Source organism: Paenibacillus sambharensis, assembly GCF_003233845.1.
Taxonomy (GTDB): Bacteria; Bacillota; Bacilli; order Paenibacillales; family Paenibacillaceae; genus Paenibacillus_I; species Paenibacillus_I sambharensis.
The window spans coordinates 25,799-47,295 of the sequence record NZ_QKRB01000034.1 but is presented as its reverse complement, the minus strand read 5'-3'; the positions used below and the strand labels follow the sequence as shown (position 1 = coordinate 47,295).

At 52.6% G+C, this 21,497-nt stretch carries 20 protein-coding genes; 16 read left to right on the top strand and 4 right to left on the bottom strand.

Annotation, left to right across the window (positions count from 1 at the left end):
* Positions 1-131: 131 nt before the first annotated feature.
* Entirely contained in the window at positions 132-1,583 is a 1,452-nt protein-coding gene (locus DNH61_RS05030) for an IS1182 family transposase (RefSeq protein ID WP_111145368.1), read from the bottom strand.
* 253 nt (positions 1,584-1,836) lie between these two features.
* Here DNH61_RS05030 and DNH61_RS05025 point away from each other — a divergent pair, with 253 nt between their 5' ends.
* The 14 genes from DNH61_RS05025 to DNH61_RS04955 all read left to right on the top strand — a co-directional run bounded on the left by DNH61_RS05025 (position 1,837) and on the right by DNH61_RS04955 (position 18,059).
* On the top strand, positions 1,837-2,802 hold the full coding sequence (locus tag DNH61_RS05025; RefSeq protein ID WP_111145583.1) for a DUF1861 family protein: 966 nt from the start codon (positions 1,837-1,839) through the stop codon (positions 2,800-2,802).
* Between the two features lie 528 nt (positions 2,803-3,330).
* Positions 3,331-4,374: a nucleotidyltransferase family protein gene (locus tag DNH61_RS05015; RefSeq protein ID WP_111145586.1), complete on the top strand. Its 1,044-nt coding sequence runs from the start codon at positions 3,331-3,333 to the stop codon at positions 4,372-4,374.
* Positions 4,371-5,534, top strand: coding sequence for a glycosyltransferase family 4 protein (locus DNH61_RS05010; protein ID WP_111145581.1), 1,164 nt, complete (start codon positions 4,371-4,373; stop codon positions 5,532-5,534). Before DNH61_RS05015 ends, DNH61_RS05010 begins: the two co-directional genes overlap by 4 nt.
* Before the next feature lie 14 nt (positions 5,535-5,548).
* On the top strand, positions 5,549-6,658 hold the full coding sequence (locus DNH61_RS05005; protein WP_245947946.1) for a prenyltransferase/squalene oxidase repeat-containing protein: 1,110 nt from the start codon (positions 5,549-5,551) through the stop codon (positions 6,656-6,658).
* Positions 6,659-6,884: 226 nt separating this feature from the next.
* On the top strand, positions 6,885-8,840 hold the full coding sequence (pulA, locus tag DNH61_RS05000; RefSeq protein WP_111145580.1) for a type I pullulanase: 1,956 nt from the start codon (positions 6,885-6,887) through the stop codon (positions 8,838-8,840).
* A gap of 58 nt (positions 8,841-8,898) precedes the next feature.
* Positions 8,899-9,789 carry a PhzF family phenazine biosynthesis protein gene (locus tag DNH61_RS04995; protein ID WP_111145579.1) on the top strand — a complete coding sequence of 297 codons (891 nt, stop codon included), beginning with the start codon at positions 8,899-8,901 and terminating at the stop codon, positions 9,787-9,789.
* A gap of 305 nt (positions 9,790-10,094) precedes the next feature.
* The gene (locus DNH61_RS04990) at positions 10,095-10,391 is read left to right on the top strand and encodes an antibiotic biosynthesis monooxygenase family protein (protein ID WP_111145578.1); all 297 of its coding nucleotides are present in this window, start codon (positions 10,095-10,097) and stop codon (positions 10,389-10,391) included.
* A gap of 156 nt (positions 10,392-10,547) precedes the next feature.
* Positions 10,548-10,916, top strand: a complete 369-nt coding sequence (locus tag DNH61_RS04985) for a phasin family protein (protein ID WP_245947944.1) — start codon at positions 10,548-10,550, stop codon at positions 10,914-10,916.
* Positions 10,917-10,947: 31 nt separating this feature from the next.
* Entirely contained in the window at positions 10,948-12,624 is a 1,677-nt protein-coding gene (locus DNH61_RS04980) for an ABC1 kinase family protein (RefSeq protein ID WP_111145577.1), read from the top strand.
* Between the two features lie 93 nt (positions 12,625-12,717).
* Positions 12,718-13,143: an organic hydroperoxide resistance protein gene (locus DNH61_RS04975; RefSeq protein ID WP_111145576.1), complete on the top strand. Its 426-nt coding sequence runs from the start codon at positions 12,718-12,720 to the stop codon at positions 13,141-13,143.
* A gap of 239 nt (positions 13,144-13,382) precedes the next feature.
* Positions 13,383-15,410: a serine hydrolase domain-containing protein gene (locus DNH61_RS04970; RefSeq protein WP_245947947.1), complete on the top strand. Its 2,028-nt coding sequence runs from the start codon at positions 13,383-13,385 to the stop codon at positions 15,408-15,410.
* Positions 15,411-15,442: 32 nt separating this feature from the next.
* Positions 15,443-15,733, top strand: a complete 291-nt coding sequence (locus tag DNH61_RS04965; protein WP_111145574.1) for a protein kinase family protein — start codon at positions 15,443-15,445, stop codon at positions 15,731-15,733.
* A gap of 119 nt (positions 15,734-15,852) precedes the next feature.
* Positions 15,853-16,203, top strand: a complete 351-nt coding sequence (locus tag DNH61_RS04960) for a hypothetical protein (RefSeq protein WP_111145573.1) — start codon at positions 15,853-15,855, stop codon at positions 16,201-16,203.
* Between the two features lie 146 nt (positions 16,204-16,349).
* The gene (locus DNH61_RS04955) at positions 16,350-18,059 is read left to right on the top strand and encodes a glycoside hydrolase family 13 protein (protein ID WP_111145572.1); all 1,710 of its coding nucleotides are present in this window, start codon (positions 16,350-16,352) and stop codon (positions 18,057-18,059) included.
* A gap of 94 nt (positions 18,060-18,153) precedes the next feature.
* On the opposite strand, the gene DNH61_RS04950 is transcribed toward DNH61_RS04955, so the two are convergent.
* The gene (locus DNH61_RS04950; RefSeq protein ID WP_111145571.1) at positions 18,154-18,336 is read right to left on the bottom strand and encodes a hypothetical protein; all 183 of its coding nucleotides are present in this window, start codon (positions 18,334-18,336) and stop codon (positions 18,154-18,156) included.
* A gap of 190 nt (positions 18,337-18,526) precedes the next feature.
* Positions 18,527-18,799 carry a GlsB/YeaQ/YmgE family stress response membrane protein gene (locus tag DNH61_RS04945; protein WP_111145570.1) on the bottom strand — a complete coding sequence of 91 codons (273 nt, stop codon included), beginning with the start codon at positions 18,797-18,799 and terminating at the stop codon, positions 18,527-18,529.
* 198 nt (positions 18,800-18,997) lie between these two features.
* Between DNH61_RS04945 and DNH61_RS04940 the strand changes: the two genes are divergently transcribed.
* Positions 18,998-19,306 carry a hypothetical protein gene (locus DNH61_RS04940; protein WP_111145569.1) on the top strand — a complete coding sequence of 103 codons (309 nt, stop codon included), beginning with the start codon at positions 18,998-19,000 and terminating at the stop codon, positions 19,304-19,306.
* A gap of 112 nt (positions 19,307-19,418) precedes the next feature.
* Positions 19,419-20,786 carry a cytochrome P450 gene (locus DNH61_RS04935; protein ID WP_111145568.1) on the top strand — a complete coding sequence of 456 codons (1,368 nt, stop codon included), beginning with the start codon at positions 19,419-19,421 and terminating at the stop codon, positions 20,784-20,786.
* Positions 20,787-20,881: 95 nt separating this feature from the next.
* On the opposite strand, the gene DNH61_RS04930 is transcribed toward DNH61_RS04935, so the two are convergent.
* Positions 20,882-21,445 carry a CBO0543 family protein gene (locus tag DNH61_RS04930; RefSeq protein ID WP_111145567.1) on the bottom strand — a complete coding sequence of 188 codons (564 nt, stop codon included), beginning with the start codon at positions 21,443-21,445 and terminating at the stop codon, positions 20,882-20,884.
* Between the last annotated feature and the right edge of the window lie 52 nt (positions 21,446-21,497).

Genomic DNA, 21,497 nt, shown 5'->3' with positions numbered 1-21,497 from the left:
GGAGGGCACTGAAAAACCAAGCAATTTTCTTCACGCGGCCACATTTAGGTGTACAAAGAAGGCATCTGTCCGAAAATTCGGTGCAGATGCCTTCTTCTTTAATCTGTTTGTCTGGGATTTACGAGGCATCCTCAGTCCGCTAACTTCAATATCCGTTTGAGGTTTACGGCAAATATGGTCATAGCCCCTTGCAGCTGCATGCCAAGCAGACCCGAGGATGTGGCGACATCAAACCCGTGTCTATGTTTAAGTTCACTATTCTTTGCTTCAATCTTGTAGCGTTCCTTGGCTTTTGCTTTGAAATACTCTGTCTCTTGAAAGGCCATCTGTTCGGCGTGTTCATCAGATTTCAGGCTGACAGAGTAGGTTTTTGTCTTTGCTCCCTCTTTGTAGCAGCCTTCCCTGAGCGGGCAGCGCTTGCAGCGCTCGACATCGAAGTAGTAAGTATCCACCTGATTTTTGCCTACACCTTTCTTGCCTTGCCGAGCTTTGCGGACTGCCATATGCCCTGCCGTGCAGACATACATGCTGGCATCTTTGTTGAACAGAAATTCGTCTTCTTTCTTTCGGTTCCCCTGCGTAATGAGCGGGTTGAGTTTCGACACGAGCGCAATCTCGTTGCTCTTGGCATAGACCAGGTTGTCCTTCTCGGAATAGGCGGCATCGCCGATGACGGTGCTCACCTGCATGCCGGCCGCTTGGCTTTTCTCAATCAGGGTTTGTAATTGCTTGCCGTCATTCTTCTCGCCAGTCGTAATCACCGCTGCCGTAATAATTCTTTCTTCAGTCAAGGCCAGATGCGTTTTGTAACCGAAGAAGGCGGAGTCTGCACTCTTGTGGCCTATGCGTGCATCCGGATCTGCCGCCAGACGAAGCTGCTCGACATCATCGTCCACGGTCTCTTTCAGGAGATTCAGAGGTTCCGTAATCTTCGGCAGCTGCGCAATTCCTGACTCTGTCTCGACGAAGGCAATAAGTTTGTTACAGTAGGCAATTTCATCTTCCAGCACATCGTTTGTGTTCTTGGCCGGCATGCGGACTTTAACCGTTTCGTCCACAGCATACACGGCCTTCCGCAGCTTCTTGGCCCGATCTTGCAGGATTTCACGCGGCGATTTCTGGTTGTAGCGTGCTTTCGTGTGGGTGGCGTCTACGATAATGGACTTGCTCTTCAGGATTCCCTTCTCGATGGCAAGCTCTACTGTCTTGCCGATCAGCATGTCCAGCAGGTTCATGTCCTTCAAGCGCAGCTTGCGGAACTTCGTCAGGGAACTGGACTCAATGATCGGATCTTCCGGCGCCATATCTAGAAAGAACTTGAACGAAAGGTCGTACCGTGAACGTTCCACAATGTCTACATCTGACAGCTCGAAGATCGCCTTGAGTAGCAGATATTTAAACATACGGATCGGATCTATGGCATTTCGACCGTTGTTCTGACAGTACTTGTCTTTCAGTTCCTCGTATATAAACGCGAAGTCCACCAATTCGTTGATCTGACGCAGCATATTGTCTTTGGGGATCAACATATCGTACAGCTTGGCATATGGACTAAGCATCAACGTTTGTTGCTGCCGAATCATTCGCTCACCCGCTCTCTGTGATACCTTAATTATAAACGAGAAAAGGTACAGTCTCCTCAATTTCTTGAGTGTGACTGTACCTTTTCTATAAAACGGACTTTTTCAGTGCCCTCCGCGGATGGTCGGCGGTTTTTTTTGTTTTTGTGGTTGTTGAACATAAACCGTCTTGATTTTTTGCGCAGCTGTGAAAATAATAGAGTCGGATGGGGGTATTGGGAAGGGACAATATTTCATGAAAGGCAGATGAGGAAGGATGCAAAACAAACGGGCAACACTTGACTGCGACCTGCTTCTGAAGGAATTTCATGTGAGGGAGGTTCCTGTCCTGCAGACGGAGAAGCTGGCCTTCACAGGTGTCGGCAGCCGTGATGTCTATAACATTACAGCACCCTTTACAGATGAGGGGACCATACTGCTCGCAGGCCGGGTAGAGTCGCGGGACAGCGAAAGCTCGGATGTGATGTTCTTTGCGCAGCAGGAACAAGTATGGGCACCCAAGCATGAGCTGCCGGTATTCCATCTGCAGGATCCGTTCATTACGAGAGTTGGCGGCGAGCTGATTATGGGAGGCGTCCAAACCTACCCGAATCCGGAGGATGAGAACAGGCTGATGTGGCGCACAGTGCTCTACAGAGGACAGAGGGTAAGTGAGCTTCGCCCCTTCTTTACCGGTCCTGATGGGATGAAGGATCTCCGGCTGGTGGAGCTTGAGGATGGCGGGATCGGCGTATTCACCCGGCCGCAGGGTATCAAGGGAGGAAGAGGGAAAATCGGATTTGCCCGTACAGCTTCTCTTGAAGAGCTGACCATGGAACTGATTGCGGAAGCCCCTCTGCTTGAGGAACAGTTCACGGATGCCGAGTGGGGCGGCGTTAATGAAGCTCAAATGCTGTCGAATGGTCTCATTGGCGTACTGGGACATATAGCCCGGTTTGATGAAGGGAACAACAGGCATTATTACCCGATGATCTTCGTGCTGGACCCGGATACCGGCTGGTACTCGGATATCGAGCTGATCGCCGTCCGCAATAATTTTCTTCCTGGGCCGGCCAAACGGGAGGACCTGCACAATGTCGTATTCAGCGGAGGATTGGTGCGCAATCCGGATGGGACAGCGGTCCTATATGCTGGTATAAGTGATGCAGAAGCTCATACCATGACCATCCCGGACCCCTTCCAGAGGTTTGAAGCCTTAACAAGAAAAAATGAGAATACGTGAGAAATGAAGCAGTTTAACAAGGTAATTCTCACATAGTGGAAAATAATTGTTGATTTTCGGTCTTGAGCAGATCCTCCTCCATGTTTTATTAGTATTAATAGCAGTCTATGCTAACGAGTGCTAATCTTTTGTGAGGAGGGATACTTACCATGCTGCTTGAGAAGCCATTCTTACGGAACGACTTATTTATGCTGCCTGGAAGGCAGTATGCGGCAGAGTCCGCTGCTTCCGAGTTTCCATCCGCAGGAAGAATGAAGGCATTCTGGTCTGCAGAAGCTCTCCGGGTTCCGCACAGTGTTCGAAGCGTGCGAGGCATCCGGAGACTGAGAAGAAGGCTGAGAAGGGTAATTGCACGATATCCATAGCTTGTTCCGGTCATACTGATGCAGTCATTAGCGTCTTTTTGTCATAACGGTAACCTGATAGAGAAGCCGGTTGCGGCCGAATAATTTAGCGCTCATGGGAACATGACCGGTGAATCGTTCCTTTGCAGCAGGCTTATTTGTTATGTCCGAGGAGGAGATTGCGATGAAAGCATTATTGCTTGCGGGCGGGCTGGGAACACGGCTGCGTCCGCTGACTGAACAGCTTCCGAAGCCCATGGCCCCTGTTGGTAACCGGCCGTGGCTCGAGCATCTGATTCTGCAGCTGAAGGAACAAGGGATTGGAGAATTTGTTATTACCCTGAAGCATTATCCCGAATTGATCCGTTCTTACTTTGGCGACGGCAGCCGGTTCGGGGTCTCGATCGCTTATACGGTTGAAGAAGAAGCGCTGGGCACGGCTGGCGCGATCAAAAATGCCGAGCATCTTCTCGGCGAACGGTTCCTTGTTTTCAATGCCGATGTTATTCAGAAGGTTGATATACTGCCGCTTATTGAATTCCATAAACAGCATGGCGGGAGCGCGACAATTGGCCTTACGCGTGTTGAGGACCCGTCGCAATTCGGCGTAGTGGATATTACCCCGTCGGGCCGGATTCTAAAATTTATCGAGAAGCCGCCGATTGGACAAGCGCCGTCAGATTTAATCAACGCGGGTGTTTACCTGCTTGACCGTCAGGTTCTCTCCCTGATTCCAGCTGGCAGGGAGGTTTCCATTGAGCGGGAAACGTTCCCGCTGCTCATTCAGCAGGGGCTTGGTGCATACGGCTGTCACATGCGGGGCTATTGGCTGGATATGGGAACCCGGGAACGCTACCGCAAGGTGCATTGGGACATTCTGGACCGCACCTTCCCGCTCCCGATTGCCGGTCATGAGCAGAGCAGAGGAATATGGGTGGGAGAGGAATGCGTCATTGGCTCTGGTGTCCTCCTGATTCCGCCGGTTCTGATCGGAGACCGCGTGCATATCGGCGATAAGGCGATAATCGGGCCTAACACAGTCATTGGCAATGACTGCCGGATTGAACGGGAAGCGCGCTTGTCTGAAACCATTCTGTGGGATAAATGCCGCGTAAGCCGCGGGGCACAGCTCTATCAGTGTGTCTTCGGTTATGAGGCGGAAGCGGGAAGCGGACACGTCCTGTATGAAGCCGTTGTGAACCGAATGAAGGAGGCTATGACCGTATGACCAAGATTGCATACATCGGTACCTATGTCCCTCAAAAATGCGGGATTGCAACCTATACCCATCACCTGAGACAGAGCGTACGTGCCGCCAAGGGCTGGACAGGCATCGACCCAGTGATCGCGATAACGCCAGCCGGCTGGGCGGAAGAGCATACGGACCCTGCGCTGCAGACGCTGGAGAAGGAAGACCGGGATGCTTACCGCAAGCTTGCCGAGCGTCTGAATGCAAGCGATGCGGCAGTCGTGTCGCTGCAGCATGAATTTGGCATATTCGGCGGAGAGGCTGGAAGCTATATTCTTGATTTCATTGAGCATCTGGAGAAGCCGCTGGCTGTAACCTTCCATACGGTATTCGAGGAACCGCAGGAGCCATACCGGAGCATCCAGCGCCAGATTGCCGAGCGGAGCGACCTGATCCTGATCATGAACCGCCAGGCTGGGGCTTACCTGGAGCGTTCATTCCATATTCCACGGGACAAAATCAAGTTTGTGCCGCATGGCACGCCAGAGCCAGCACCGGGCAAGCGGGAAGTTTTCAGGGAAGCGCATGGCTGGGACGGCCGAAAGGTGCTGATGACGTTCGGGCTGCTGAGCAGAGGCAAGGGCCTTGAAACCATCATCCGTGCGCTGCCTGAAGTTGCCAAGGAAATACCGGATGTTCTGTATGCCATTGTGGGGCAGACCCATCCAGAGGTGCGCAAGCATGAAGGAGAAGCATACAGGGAGGAGCTCAAGGAGCTGGCACAGCAGCTCGGCGTAGAGAACCATGTGGTTATGGTTGACCGCTATGTGGAAGAAGATGAGCTGGTTGGCTATCTATCGGCATGCGATCTGTATCTGACGCCATATCCGGGCATGCAGCAGATCACCAGCGGCACACTGGCCTATGCCGTTGGTCTTGGGCGTCCTGTACTCAGCACGCCATATGCATATGCCAAGGATTTGCTGGGCAGCCATCCCTACCTTCTGCTGCCTCCAGGTGAGCATCAGGTGTGGGCTTCCCGCATGATCTCTATTCTGTCGGATGACCATGTGCTCAGCCGGTGGGAAGACAAGATGGCGAAGATAGGCGAGAGCATGCATTGGTCCAAATCCGGTGCCCTGCATCTGCGTCTATTCGGCCAGTTAGTACGGGATTATCCAGTTCTGCAAGCCAACTAGGGAGGGGATCAGCAGTGGAGACATCCAAGGTATCAGTACGGCATCTGCGCAGGATGACAGACGACACGGGCCTGCTTGAGCATGCCCTCGGCCTGCTGCCAAGGCGCAAGGAAGGCTACACCACCGATGATAATGCGAGAGCCTTATGGACATGTGTGGAGTGGATGAAGCTGAGCCCGGACATGGCCGGCGAATGGCTGGAGCTTGCCGATACTTACCTTGCCTTCCTGCTCTGGATGCAGCGAGAGGACGGCTCCTTCCACAACAATGTCGCCTATGACCGGCGGCTGGAACAGGAGGAGCCGTCAGATGACTGCTTTGGAAGGACGGTCTGGGCTGCTGCCTGCGCATGGCTTGGTCTGGCGGATGACGACCGCAGGATGGCGGCAGAATCGCTGTTGATCCGGTCGGCACAGCAGGTTGAGAATCTTAAGTACCCGCGGGGATGGGCCTACACACTTGCGGCCTATTCGGCAATCCTGCGTGATCCGCTGCGGCAGCCCGTTCAGGGCAGCAGGCCGGACATAGAGCAGCGGCTGCAGCTCCGTGAGAGAGTAGAATGGCTGGAGAAGAAGCTGCTTGAGCAGTATAAGCGGCATGCAGCTCAAGGGTGGAGATGGTTTGAATCGTCTATGACGTACGGCAACGGTGTCCTGCCTTGGTCACTGTTCTTATCCTATCAGGTGACAGGCTCTGAGGAAGCCCGCCAAGCGGCGCGTGAGTCGCTGGATATGCTTCGCAAGGTCATGACGTCTCCGGAAGGGCGGGTCCGGCCGGTCGGGAACGAGGCATGGGCATCAGCAGATCACACCAGCCAGTGGGATCAGCAGCCTCTTGAGGTCATGAAGCTTGCCCTGGCATGCAGGGAAGCTTACCTGGTGGAGTGGAAGAATGAAGATGCGGATATGGTAAAACGCTGCCGCGAATGGTTCCACGGAAGCAATGACTGCTCCGTCAGAATAGCAGACATTCACGAAGGCAGCTGCTGCGACGGACTGACCCGCAGCGGTCCCAACCGCAACAGGGGGGCAGAATCCACGCTGTCTTATCTGCTGACGGAAGCCTTTTACAACGAGACAATCTTATTAGGCCGGGAACGGGAAGCACAAGTATATTCTCGATAAGCAGGTATGACTTGAACAGGAGCGGTGATTCGCGGGGAGGGGAGCATGCGAATCATCGCTCCTGTTGTTTGCGGACTGCTAAATGATTATTGATGGTTACCCTCTGGCATAATGTTCGCTATACTTAAATAATAGGCGGTTTGAAGCAGAACAGTTACAAGTCCGCCAGTATGGTGGTAAAGAGCTGATAGACCTGAATAAGATCTATCCGAAGGAGGAGAGGGATATGGCCGTACAGAAGGAGCAGGATACAGTCATTGATTATGGAGACGTTTCGGTAACGGGTGGTCTGTCCGTCTTTTCTGAAGAATTCGACCACGCCTTTTATTATGATGGCGATGACCTGGGGGTTACGTGCAGGGAGGGGCTAACCCGGTTCAGGCTGTGGGCCCCGACGGCTTCCGAAGCCCAGGTTTTGCTGTATGAATCTGCACAAGGATCAGCTGTCCGGGTTATGCAGATGAAGCGTTCCGACAAGGGGACCTGGCTGCTTGAGGTAAACGAGCCGCTGGCAGGCTTTTATTATACGTATCTGGTCAAGATCGGCTCGCAGTGGAACGAAGCAGCAGATCCTTATGCAGCAATGGTAGGTGTCAATGGCGAACGTGCTTATATCGGAACCTTGGAGCAGACTGATCCGGAAGGCTGGGGTGTCGAGAAGCCGGCTATACAATCGCCGCTGGATGCTGTTATCTATGAGCTGCATGTTCGCGACCTGTCCATACACCCGGAGAGCGGCATCCGGCACAAGGGCAAATTCCTGGGGCTTGCCGAGGAAGGGACGACAGGTCCGGACGGCATACATACCGGTCTTGATCATATAGTTAATCTGGGCGTTACCCATGTGCAGCTGCTGCCGATCTTCGACATCAGCTCGGTATCCATTGATGAAGCAAGTGATACTCCGGCTTATAACTGGGGCTACGACCCGCAAAATTATAATGCGCCGGAAGGCATTTATGCTACAGACCCCCATGATCCCGTGTGCAGGGTGCGCGAGCTGAAGCAGCTGATCCATACGCTGCACCGCCGCGGCCTGCGGGTCATTATGGATGTTGTTTATAACCATGTCTACGACGGCTACCGTGCCAATCTGGCCAAGCTTGTCCCAGGCTATTATATGCGCCACTGGCCGGACCGCACGCTGTCGAACGGATCTCACTGCGGCAATGATGTGGCCTCTGAGCGTCCCATGGTCCGCAAGTTCATTGTGGACTCGATTCTGCATTGGGCCAAGAATTACCGGATTGACGGATTCCGTTTCGACCTGATGGGGCTGCTTGATATTGAGAGCATGCTCGAAGTGAAGCAGAAGCTCCATGAAATAGACCCGTCCATTCTGATCATCGGGGAAGGGTGGATGATGAACACCGCTCTGCCGGAGGACCAGCGTGCTGATATGAGGAATGCCGCGCGGCTGCCAGGCATCGGAATATTCAATGATCAGTTCCGCGATACGGTAAAGGGGAAGACGCTCGAGCCTACGCGCAAAGGATTTGTCAATGGAAGCTGGGATTGCGGTTACGACCTGAAGCGGGCGGTTGTCGGCGGAACGGCGTATGACTCGGGCATGAAGATATTCGCAGATGAACCGGTACAGTCCGTGAACTTTGTGGAATGCCATGATAATCATACCTTGTGGGATAAGCTCAGCATCACCAATCCGGATGATCCCGAGCCGGTTCGCAGGCAGATGCACCGGCTTGCCACTTCAATTGTTCTGACCAGCCAGGGTATCGCATTCCTCCATGCCGGCCAGGAATTTATGCGGACCAAGCAGGGCATTGAGAACAGCTACAAATGCGGAGATGATATTAACGCGCTGGATTGGCATCGCTGTGCCCGCCATCAGGATCATGTGGAGCATGTCCGCGCGCTGATCCAGATCCGCAAAGAACATCCGGCCTTCCGGCTGCGTACAACAGAGGAGATCCGGAGTCATCTGGTATTCGAACCTGCTCCGGATGCCAGAAGCCTAGCCTTCACGCTTCGCAATCATGCGGGAGGGGATGCGACGCAGCATCTGCTCGTGCTGTATCATGCCAGTCAGGAGAAGATCGAGCTGCAGCTACCCCAGCTTGGAGAGTGGAAGACGCTCTACACGGATATGCAGCTGCATCAGCTGGACCGGCAGCAGGCTGTGGCAGAAGGAATTGGCACGTTAATTCTTGCAATAAATTAATTGCCGAAGGGCGAACCGGCGGCTGGAGTGACTGTTGTGGAGAGAGGATGGATGGAGATTGAAGCAGGTGCAGATCTATCACTATGATGCTTTCTCGGATATTCCCGGCAAAGGCAATCCGGCAGGGGTCGTACTAAATGCTGAGAACCTTACCGGTGAGGAAATGCAGGCCGCTGCCAAAGCCGCAGGCTTTAATGAGACGACGTTCATACTGCCGTCACAAGCCGCTGACTTTACATTCAAGTATTATACACCCGGCCATGAAATGAATTTGTGCGGCCATGGCACCATGGGGGCGATCAGCTGCATGCTGGATCAAGGCCTAATTGGCGGCCAATCGGTCATCACGCTGGAAACGAAGGCGGGTATTCTGCCCATCGAGCTTCTGCAGGCGTCTAATTACCCGCTCGTCATGAAGCAGGCAGCGCCCGCGTTCAAGCCCTTTACAGGCGACAAGCAAGCGCTAATGGAGTCGATTGGGCTGACACTTGCTGAGCTCGATGATTCCATGCCGATCGTCTACGGCAGCACGGGAACCTGGACGCTGCTTATTCCGGTCAAGGAGCTGACGGCGTTCGCGGCGATGAAGCCGGAGAATGCCCGGTTTCCGGTCATTCTGAAGGAAATGCCGAGAACGTCCCTGCATCCGTTCTGCATGCAGACGATTCACGAAGATGCTGTCATGCATGCCCGGCACTTCTCATCGCCCTATTCAGGCACGATTGAAGACCCGGTTACGGGCACAGCTTCAGGCGTCATGGGTGCTTATTATATGACCTATCTCCATCCCGAGCTTGAATCAGCCGAGCTTATCATTGAGCAGGGTCAAGAGATGGGCCGGGACGGGAAAGTCAGGGTGCTTGTAAACCGGTCTGCTGAACAGACCATTGATGTGCGGATCGCCGGCAGCGCCGTCTGCGTTCGCAGCTTTACGGCAGATATTGGCTAAGAATCTTGCGGTCATAATTGGCAGCAGGCCGCATAGTTATATAGTGGGAGACGTAATCTGCTGTCTGATTAAGGGAGGAGAAGCTTGACGAAGGAGCATTACAGCAGTAACGGAGGGGAAAACAATGGGTGTCGACACGCTCATTCAACTGCTCATACTGATTGTAATGATCGTCGGGCTGACAGGTCGTTCTGGAAATTCATAAGTTTTTCATAAAAAGCCGGAATAGCTCGCTATTCCGGTTTTTTACATGCTACAATATGGGAATTATATCAAATCATCTATACATAAGGAGCTGAATTTCGATGATACTGGAACAAGCGGAATTACAAGTGAAGGCGGGGATGGGACAGGCATTCGAGGAGGATTTTCGCAAGGCTTCACGCATCATCTCGTCCATGAAGGGCTACATCAGTCACGAGCTTCACAAGTGCATGGAGGTATCGGACAAGTACCTGCTGCTGGTCAGATGGGAGACGCTGGAGGACCATACGGAAGGCTTCAGAGGCTCAGCAGAGTATCAGGACTGGAAGCAGCTGCTGCATCACTACTATGATCCGTTCCCGGTGGTTGAGCATTATACGGCTATTAATCTGACATAAGAGAAGATTGATATGAATCCCGAAGGTTTGGCCGGCCGGGTTGGGATTTTCAGCCCATTTGCGATATGATGGAGTCAGGCGCACACTGCACCGCCAGGATTACGCAAGATCACAACGGATGAACGTTCACTACTCTAACACTGGAGGTTGAGGTTGATGAATGAACTGTTGAAGAAGGCATTGTCGCTAGGCGTAGGCATTACCGTCACGAGCAAGGAGAAGGTTGAGAAATATGTAGACGAGCTCGTCCGCAAGGGAGAGGTCGCTCCTGGCGAATCCAAAGCCCTCGTCAGCCGGCTGGTTCAGCGCGGAGAGGAAGAACAGACGCAGATCAAGCAGATGATTCGTGAGCAGCTGCAGCAGCTGCTGGTCGAGCTGAATATGGCGACGAAGGAAGATATTGCACGCCTGGAGAAACGGGTGGAGAAGCTGGAACAGCCGCTGCCGCCGCTTGAACCATTGTCTGCTGATGTCAACTCCGAGCAGGAGGCTTCGGCTGCGCCTTCGGTGAATCCACAGCCTTAATTGAACCTACACAGCGAAAGGAGTCTGCCCCATGATCAGGAAACGGATACGTCATATTAACCGCTACCGGGATATCGCCTCAGCGCTGATCCGTCATGGGTTTGGCTTCATCGTACAAGAGATAGATGTCTTCCATATGCTGCCGCTGCCTGTCCGCATGTTTCAGGAGCCGGCCAGCGTCCCGAAGAAATCCGTTGCCTACCGCATTCGTCTTGTAGTCCAGGAGCTTGGGCCGACCTTTGTCAAGCTTGGCCAGCTGGCCAGCACACGTCCCGATGTATTTCCTGAGGAAATGGTGAGGGAGCTGGAGAAGCTTCAGGATCAAGTCGAGCCGTTCGAATATGAGGAAGTGTGCAGCATCATCGAAACCGAGCTTGATATGCATATGGACGAAATCTTTACCCGCTTCAGCCAGACGCCGCTTGCTGCAGCTTCCATCGGCCAGGTCCATCTGGCTGAGCTCTCGAATGGCGAGCGGGTGGCGGTTAAGGTGCAGCGCCCAGACATAGAGGAGACCATTAGGACGGATTTTGAAATCCTGCAAAATCTGGCGCTGCTCGCCGAAAACCGATTCGAGTGGGCCAGGCGGTATCAGGTCGTGAAGATGATTCAGGAATTCGGCAAGTCCCTGCTGCAGGAGCTGGATTATACGATTGAAGCCAGGAACACGGAGACGATCGCGAAGCAGTTCGCTAATGACTCAAACATCTACATACCAGCCGTTCATTGGGCTTACAGCACGACCAGAGTGATGGTAATGGAATATGTAGACGGAATCAAGGTCAGCCATGATGCCGAGCTGGTCGAGCTTGGCTATAACAAGAAGAAGATTGCCCAGCGCTTCACCCGGGCCATGCTTCACCAGATCTTCATAGAAGGCTTCTTCCATGCGGACCCGCACCCTGGTAATATTATGGTCCTGCCGGATGAGCGGATTGCATTCATTGATTTCGGCATGATCGGGCGTCTGACGCCTGAGATGAAGCAGCACCTGTCTTCACTAATTATCGCCCTGATGAGGCAGAGCACGGATGGAATTATCAAGACTGTCTTAAGGATGGGAATCGTCAAGCAGGATGTGAACACGGCGCAGCTGCGCAAGGATATTAACATACTGCGGGAGAAATATTACGGCGTTCCGCTCAGCGAGGTCAGCCTGGGTGAAGCTGTTAATGATCTCTTCGATACGGCTAACCGTCATCAGATTCAGATCCCGGTTGATCTCATTCTGGTTGGCAAAGCGCTGCTCACAATGGAAGGGGTGGCAGAACGGCTCGATCCTGAAATCAGCATGGTGAAGCTGGCTGAGCCGTTCGGACGGCGGCTGCTGAAGGACAAGTTTCATCCCCGCAAGATTGGTGAGACGTTGTGGAAGGACATGATGGATTACGGGGAGCTGCTGGTTCACTTCCCCAAGCAGCTGCGGGAGCTTATGAATGTCGTCAAGAACGGCCATATGCGGCTGGAAATCAGCGTGCCTGAGCTCGATGTGTTCCTGCGCAAGCTGGACCGGATCAGCAACCGGCTCTCCTTCAGTATTGTTATGCTCGCGTTCAGCATCATTATGATGGGTCTTATTATCGGTTCCTCCTTCACCCGCCAGACGACTGTGCTCTCTAACGTTCCGGCACTTGAGATCGGGTTCACGATCGCGGTCCTGATGTTTGTCTGGCTGCTGTATTCCATCTTCAAATCCGGCAGGTTCTGACGGTTTGGTGAAACGAGTCCGGATGGCCGTTTAAGGGTTCGTTCAATTAGGGTATACCTGTACTGTAGGCATAACCGATTGGAGGGATTAACCATGAACCCACTTTACACAGCGGAAGTGACAGCGAAGGGCGGCCGTGAGGGACAGGTCGTTTCATCCGATGGCATCATTAATCTGGATGTGAAGATGCCCAAATCGCTTGGCGGAGCCGGGGGAGAAGGAACGAACCCTGAGCAGCTGTTTGCGGCCGGATATGCGGCATGCTTCGACAGTGCTCTTAACCTGGTTATTCGCAACAAGAAGATTCAGGGCGTGCAGGGAACGAAGGTTACAGCCAAGGTGTCCATCCTGAAGGATGAGACAGACAATGGCTTCAAGCTGGAGGTCGAGCTGAACGCCAAGGTAGATGGCGTCGACCGGCAAACCGCCCAGGACCTCATTGAGCAGGCCCATCAAGTCTGCCCGTATTCCAAGGCAACAAGAGGCAATATTAAGGTGAATCTGCAGGCTGAAGAGTAAATCAGTTACAACTGGGTTATGAAACCAGGCAGCGCCTTTCTCCACGGAGAAGGGTGCTGCTTTTTTTGTCGTGCTTCGAGAGGGTATTAGGTCCAGCTCCTATTCCCGACGCAGGTCGGGTTTAGCGGCTGGACTCCGGCCGGTGTCGGGGAGCGGAAGCTGCAGGTATAGTGGGATTAACAGCAGGAGCCGGACTACACCGTACATAACTATGAGAGGAGAGAGTTCATTTGATCCCAATGTTAAACGCCGATTCCAAGCCCAAAGTGAGCCGCTTGTTTCGCCGGGCCGCGGCCGGTCTGCTGGCATTGTCGCTGCTTACAGCACCTATGGCGGCATTCGCTGCCGCAGCTCCCCCAGCTGCTGCGGCAGGGCCAACCGACCCGAAGGAGGTTGAAGCCTTCGCGGATTCGTTCTTCGAAACACCAGAGATCAAGGATAAGCTGACAGGTGCTGCGTTTACAGTCGTGGCAGAAGGGAATGTGGTCCTGAACAAAGGTTACGGATACGCCGATGTGGAGAGCCGCCTGCCGGTCAAACCAGACAAGACGATGTTCCGCATGGCGTCTGTCTCAAAGCTGTTTACGGCCACTGCCTTGATGCAGCTTGTGGAGGAGGGGAAGGTCAGCCTGGATGATGAGGTCGAGAAATATCTGAACGGGATAACATTCACGAACAAGACAGGCAAGCCATTGTTAATCCGGCACCTGCTGACTCATACGACCGGGTTTGAATTTACGGATTCGGTTGCCGTCCCTTCCGAACAGACAGGAGCTGACTATTCGCTTGAGCAGTTCATCAAGGATGCCCGGCCGGATATCGTCATTGCCCCGGGTGAGGCTTACCGCTATGATAACTATGCCTTCAATCTGCAGGGGCTTGTTGTCCAGAATGTGACAGGGAAGCCGTTCGAAGAGGTTGTGGAAGAGCGGATCTTCGAGCCGCTTGGCATGAACGACAGCGACTTCCGGATTACCGAGCAGGTGAAGAGCCAGCTTGCAACCGGTTATAACAGCAAAGGGCAGGCTTATCCGGTGTATCCTATGATACCGACAATTGCACCCGATGGCGGCATGTTTGCCACGAATTCAGATATCGCGAAGTATATGCTGGCGAATCTAGATGGAGGTAAGCTTGGAGACGGCCGGATTCTGAGTGCGGACACGACTGCACTTATGCATCAAGCACATGTCGGCATTCATGAGGAGCTGCCGAACGCAGGGCTTGGCTTTGAAATGTTCTTTCATCAGATGTTTAACGGGCAGGTTGTCATTGGAAAAGGCGGCGACCTTCAGGGCTACCATTCCTGGCTCTGGCTGCTGCCGGAGAAGAACGTCGGCGGTTTCATTGTAACGAACACAGATGCGGTGGATGTACGGGTTGCATTGTTCGAAGCGTTCATGGATCATTATTATCCGCAGGAGGATCAGCCGCGCCAGCCGATCGATGCCAGCAAATCAGAGCTGCAGCGCTTTGAAGGGATTTACCGGAATCTCCGGGTGCCCCTGTTATTCTATGAAGTGAAGCCGGAGCAGGGCTATCTGCTGGTCAAGGATATGTACGGCGAGCGCAAGCTGCGGCAGGTCGAACCGCTCCTCTTCCAGGATGAGGACGGGAACCTTGCCGCTTTCAAGGAAGATGATTCCGGGGATGTCGCTTACTTCTACTACACCATCCCGGATTCCTGGGCAGCGAAGGCCCCTGTGCTTGAGCCTTACAAGGATGTGCCGGAAGATCATGCTTACGCTGCGTATATTTATAAGATGAGGAGTCTAGGGGCTGCCCTGGATGAGGACAATGCGGAGCGCTTTGGTCCGGCAGAGCCCGTCACACGCGGAGAGTTTGCCGCGCAGATTATGCGGATGGCAGGCCTTACCCCTTCAAGAACGCCGTCACTCTTCAAGGATGTGAAGGGCCACAAGTATGAACCGGAAATTCAGACCTTAACAGAGCTTCAAGCTATTCAAGGCACTAAGAACGGGAAGTTTAAGCCTGACCGGCCGATAACAAGGGAGGAAGCCGCCGTCATGCTTCACCGGTTCGCCAAGGCTGTCGGTTTCCCTGATTTTACCGCCAAGCTGGCGGATAAGTCGTCTCCCTGGGCGGAGGAGTCCATACAATATGTGGTGGGAGCCGGATTGTATGGCCCAGAGGTAAAGGTGGATGAACAAGGCGCGGCCCATTTCCGCCCGAAGGACCGGTTGCTTCGCCAGGAATCTGCTGCTATGCTGATCAAGGTGGCAGATATCGTGAAGTCCATTGTTTAACAGGCAATAACGACTTAACCGGGTCTGCCTTGTTGTTTGACAACGACGGACGGCTATGCGGCATTATCGATCCGCAGCCTGTCATTGGCCCGCCGGCTTATGATCTCATCTACGCCTTTTGCTCTTCGCCGGATGACCTCTCGTATGAGACGATTAGCGCGGCATTCGAGCAGCTGGCTGTTGGTACGAAGCAGGACCGAATATATGAAGAGGTTCTGATCGGCTTGTATTTCCGGATCTCCACCTGCTTGAAGCACCATCCGCATGACCTGCAGGCTTATCTGGACGCATGGGAGTGGTGGAGGCCGGCAGTGGAGCAATGAAGCAGCGCTCTGGTCTACTTATTGGGGCCGGTACTGCCGATAATAGAAGTAGGCACAGATGGCATAGTCAACTCTATTAACCATCTGCCCCAATCTGACCGACAAGCGGAGGGCTCGACATGGCGATTACCAGCAAAGATATTGTAAAGACCCTAACAGACGCGGCAGGCTATACACTGGACACGCGGGACTGGGCGACCTTCCACAGTAGTGTTATGACGATATCAACGTGCCTTAACCTTGAACCCGAGGTTGCATGCGAGCTGCATCTGGCTTATATGTACACCCTGTGGGAGGGTGAATTCATGGAAACGATCCACGATATCTGTATCCAGATTCATGAATCTGCCAAGGAAGCTGAGCAGCCCTTCGAGATTCTGGAGGTCATTGCACATGCCGCGCAGCCTAAGCTTGTCTTCCGGGGACTTGTAAACAAATATTCGGACTCTTATACCCGGGTGGGTGAATGAGAAGAATAAATACATCGAAGACCGTCTGGACATCCAGGCGGTCTTCTTGCTGAACCGGTGAAGATTTATTCCGGCTGGAAAAGGATAAATGATAGGGAAGGGGTTAGATAAACGAAGCTGTATCACGCAGCAGGGGAGGGGAATTAATGGAGGAGAGACAATGGTGGAAGGAAAGCGTTGTGTATGAAATTTATCCGAGAAGCTTCAAAGACAGTAATGGAGATGGTGTTGGCGATCTGGGCGGAATTCTGGAGAAGCTGGATTATCTGGAAGAGCTGGGCGTGGAGACGCTCTGGATAACGCCGGTCTACAGTTCGCCTAATGCTGATTACGGATACGATATTCGCGACCATTATAGGATCGCCGGGGAATATGGATCGATGGCCGACTTTGAGCTGCTGCTTGATGAGATTCATAAACGGGGAATGAAGCTTCTTATGGATCTGGTTGTCAATCATACATCAGATGAGCATCCCTGGTTTATTGAAGCGCGCAGTTCCGCAGATAATCCATACCGGGACTATTACATCTGGCGTCCGGGCAAGGAAGACGGCAGTCCGCCGAACAACTGGCTTTCCTACCTGGGTGAATCAGTCTGGACATACGATCCGCATACGAGGGAGTATTACTTTCACCTCTACAGCCGGAGACAACCGGACCTGAATTGGGATAATCCGAAGGTGCGCCGTGAAATGCGGAATATAATACGGTTCTGGCTCGACAAGGGGATTGACGGCTTCCGGATAGATGCCGTTAACGTCATTTCCAAGGAAAGTGATCTGCCGGATGCAGAACGAAGTCCGGAAGAGAAGCTGCAGGCTAATGGAGAGCCTCATTATAAGAACGGACCTAATATCCATACGTATCTGAAAGAGCTGCACGAGGTTTTCTCGCAGTATCCGATTGTAACAGCAGGCGAGACATCCTCCGTAACCATCGATGATGTTAAGCGTTATACCTCTCCCGAACAGAAGGAGCTGGATATGGTGCTAATGATCGAAGCATCGAAGATTGCGGATCCCGAGCATGATATGTGGGAGGAAAAGCAGTGGACGCTTACAGAATTAAAGTCTATTGTGAAGAACTGGCAGCAGGAACTTCACGGACAGGGGTGGATAGGCTTGTACCTCAGCAATCATGACCATCCCCGGCTCGTCTCATACCTGGGACATGAAGGTGAATATCGGGAGGCATCCGCGAAGCTGTTGGCTACCCTGCTGCTGACGCTGCGCGGCACACCATTTATCTATCAGGGCGAGGAGCTCGGCATGACGAATGCGGATCATCTGCAGGGCATTGAGGACTTTAAAGAACAGCAAGCCTTAGCTTATTTCCGAACCATGGTGTTGGATAAAGGCCATGACGAGGACCAGATCATGCAGCGGATTCGCAGGAAATCCAGGGATAATGCCCGAACACCCCTGCAGTGGGAAAATAGCCGGGAGGCAGGCTTCACGGATGGTATACCCTGGATGCCAGTGAATCCAAATTACAAGGAAATTCATGCTGCAGGACAGCTTCAAGATAACCGGTCAGTTCTTAACTATTATAAGAGAATGATCGCACTGCGCCGGGCAAATCGGGCACTCGTCTATGGATGTTACACGCCGCTGCTTGAGGAGCATGAGCAGCTGCTCATATATAAAAGGGAGTATGAAGATGAGCAGTGGTTGATAATCATGAACTTCTCAGAAGTGGAAGTGGAACTTGAGCTGTCTCCTGAGCTGATAGCCTATTGGAAGAATGGAGATCGCGAACTGTTGATTCATAACTACGAGGAAGAGCGCATGATGACCGATGAGACGATTCAAGGCGGCTGCCAGCTTAAGCCTTATGAGGCAATGGTCTGGCGCTGAATAAGGCCTCGAATAAAACAGCATCCCGCAGCAGACCGCGTTAGATGAATATTGCGGTTTGCTGCGGGAGCTTTTTTACCCTTATGATGAATATTTAGTTGCCGCCATAGCTGTCTGGGCTCCCGCCCTTGCGGCCTTCCGAGCCTACCATTCGGGTCCCTGTGCTGCTGGTGGCATTAACATTATAGCTGCCTTCATGCTTGTCGTCCTTCTTGTTCTTATGGTCCGTAACCTGCTTGTCTTCGGGCTTGGACTGGTGATCCATATTTTCTGGCATCTGCCTCACCTCCATTAGGGTCGTCTACCATCTATTACCCATCGCAACAGCGGACGAAGCGCTGCCGGGCAGCAGGACAGGAATACTCCTACAACAACAAGAAGACCCTCGGCTTCTGGATCGAAGCGGCGAGGGTCTTAAGTTTACTATAGTAACAATAGACATACATGTGTAGATTCATGAACTAAATTTAGCTGTGACCATGACCACGGTCACGGTTGCGCATCATGCGCATGATGGCGCTCACGACAAGCACGAGGACGATAGCGCCGATCAGAGCAGGGATTAAGTAGATGTCGCCCACCTCTGGACCCCAAGCTCCGAGCAGCAGACCGCCGAGCCATGCACCGATAATACCTGCAATAATGTTACCGATAATACCGCCAGGAATATCGCGTCCTGTAATCAGTCCTGCGAGCCAACCAATGACACCACCGATAATTAGATACCATAAGAATTCCATGCGTTTCATCTCCCTTGCGTGTAGTATGGTTTGTCTGTCTGCCTCTAATTACCCCGTCATCCAGGAGTGAAACACGTGACCGCAAGCCTATTGTTTTCGCAGGTTATGAGTCTGGGGCATTTGGGTTCAGCGCCATCCGGCTGTATAATAAGTCATATGGAGACTTTAGAATAGCGGATCACGGAAGGGGGAGAGAGCATGAAGTGCCTCGCAGAACAGCCCTATTATAAGGTGAAGCGTGTCGTTACCGGACTTGAGCAGCAGAACATTGTGGCTGACCGGATGATGTATTTGTATGTGGACAAAATTGTGACCCAGCACAGGCAGTTCCCGATCCGGGATGTGTTCGATATGTCGTACCGCAGGCTTGGGGGCGGTGAGGGGGGCTTTTTATATTTACATACCAGCAAGGGGGTATATTCCTACACGGTTCACGAGGATCCGCAGCCTTTTATACGGATCTTCAAGGATCATTCGGCGAAAATATGGAAGAAGAATGAGTACTAGATGGCTGGTGTGATCCTAATGTTCGAAATCTGGCATACGTATAAGAGAACAAGCTTCCGCTTCCTGTACAGACATAAGGCATTCCCAAATCTGCTGCAGAGGAGTTGATGGTATGCGTAAAACAGGGAATACCGTGCCAGGTCCAAGACCGATTCCTATTCTGGGAAACTTCTTGGATCTTGGCTCGAATCCGCTCAAGTTCTTCTCGACCTGTACGGATAAATATGGCCCTGTGATCAAGCTGACGCTTGAGAAAGACAGGGATATGTATATTCTCAGCCGTCCGGAGGATATACGCTATGTACTCGTTAATACGCAGAAGCAGTTCAAGAAGGGCTACCAGCGGGACCCGATATTAAAGCTTGTACTGGGCAACGGTCTAATAACAAGTGAAGGGGAATTCTGGCTGCGCCAAAGGAGGCTCACTCAGCCGGCTTTCCACCAGCACCGTATCAACAGCTATGCAGAAGCCATGACTCACAGCGCTTCTCGTATGCTGGAGGGCTGGCGGGACGGCGAGATCCGGGACATCCACCAGGATATGATGCAATGTACGATGGAAATTGTAGCCCGCACACTGTTCAACGTAGATCTGACGGCTTCAGAGGATGCGAAGACGGTGGGCAGGGCGCTTGATCAGGTGCTGCATCAATATGTGAAGCAGTCGACCAGCGTCAGCAGGCGGCTGCTGGAGATGCTGCCCGTGCAGCTGCCGCTGCGCGGGCATTCGGAGCTTAAGCAGAGTGTCGAAGAGCTTGACCGGATTATCTATACGATAATTGATCAGCGAAGGCAGCAGGAGAATCAGGATCATGGCGATCTGCTGTCGATGCTGCTGCTGGCACGTGATGATGACGGGTCAGGCATGACCGATGAACAGCTGCGTGATGAAGTGATGTCACTCTTCCTGGCTGGGCATGAAACAACGGCGAACGCACTCAGCTGGAGCTTATACGCCCTCGGTCAGCATCCTGCCGCTTATCAGAAGCTCACGGATGAGCTGGACGAGGTGCTGAATGGACGTCTGCCCGGCCTGCAGGATATCCCCAGCCTGGTTTATACACAGTCCATTATTAAAGAGTCCATGCGTTTATATCCGCCGGTTTGGATGATCTCCCGCGAGGCATTGACGGATGTAGAGCTTGAGGGGTATACACTTCCTGCAGGGTGTGAGGTTGCGTTAAGCCAGTGGATTATGCACCGCCACCCGGGTTATTATGCGGAACCCGAATCATTTCATCCTGATAGATGGACCAGCGAGTTCGAGAGCAATCTGCCATCCTATGCTTATTTTCCATTCGGGGCAGGTCCGCGCGTATGTATTGGCAGTAATTTCGCCATGATGGAAGCCGTGCTTCTGCTGGCCGCAGTTGCGCAATCGTATAAGCTGGAACTGCTGCCGGAACATACTGTAGTTCTGGAGCCTTCAATAACCTTGAGACCGCGGGACGGGATGAAAGTCAGGCTGTCGGCAAGATAGGGAATAATAAGAGGATTACCGTAACCATGAATGGCCGGCGAAAGCCGGTCATTTTGTTATGCCCGGCAAGTTCAATAACCGCCTTCAGCCCTCGCCTATGCCTCCTTCCTCATTATGAGAAACAGCCGGGTGAGCCAATAGGCCAGCAGGTACAAGACCAAATAAAGCAGGAAGATCAGCGGATAATTGACCCATTGATACTTTTCAAACAGGTTCAGGTAAACAAGCAGCGGTTTAAAGCCAAACCCGAAGACGACAGCTGTAAGAATAGCGTACAGGTAAAAGTTCTTGCTGTGCCTAATCGTCCACTGATAGACAAGCATGATGGCTACCGGAATGATGGCAGCGTCCAGTGACAAGCTTGGCAAAAACGGGAGTACTTGATAAGGATATCCCCATAGGCCGGAACGAATCCCGGAAGCATCAATATAAGCAAACAGAATATGCACCGCAAATCCGAAGAATCCAATTTGAAAAATTCTCCGCCTGTCAATTGTAAAATAGATCACAATCAGCGGTCCGACCATGATCGCAAGACATGCCCAGAACTGCCAGGTATTAAATCCCGAGTACAGCTTCCAATATTGAATGGCATTCTGGGTCAGCTCTTTCTGTAGGGTAACCAGCTTCTCAAATAACTCCTGGCGCGTTGATTCCACATTCCTTCACTCCTGCCATAAGGTTGTATGCTGTCCCTAATTTCCCCTTGTT